A 420-nucleotide genomic window follows, 5' to 3' on the forward strand; every position below is an offset into this window, starting at 1 on the left:
TGCAGATGCTTGCCCATTACCTGCAAGCCGTGCCGGCCGCGGCACCTCAGAGCCTGCGCCTGGCCTTGCTGTCCGGCGACTGGATCCCGCTGAACCTGCCCGCCGAAATCGCTGCGTTGTTGCCTGAGCTCCAACTGATCAGCCTGGGCGGCGCCACAGAAGCGGCGATCTGGTCGATTGCCTATCCAATCACCGAGGTGGACGCACAATGGCGCAGCATTCCCTACGGCGCGCCGCTGGCCAATCAACGCTTCATGGTGCTCGACGAACAAGGCCGCGATCGCCCGCAAGGCGTTGCCGGTGAGCTGTTCATCGCCGGCACGGGGTTGGCGATGGGGTACCTGGGGGACGCGGAGAAAACCGCCGAGCGTTTTATCGAGCATGCCCACAGCGGCGAGCGGCTGTACCGCACCGGCGACC

1 protein-coding gene is annotated in these 420 nt (G+C 65.7%); it reads left to right on the plus strand.

Features of this window, described 5'->3' with window-relative positions; genetic code table 11:
* A partial coding sequence (locus HX846_RS40065) for an AMP-binding protein (RefSeq protein ID WP_256740427.1) occupies positions 1-420 on the plus strand: 420 nt, incomplete at both ends.

Origin of the sequence: Pseudomonas sp. K5002 (genome assembly GCF_013386655.1) — a bacterium.
Taxonomy (GTDB): domain Bacteria; phylum Pseudomonadota; class Gammaproteobacteria; order Pseudomonadales; family Pseudomonadaceae; genus Aquipseudomonas.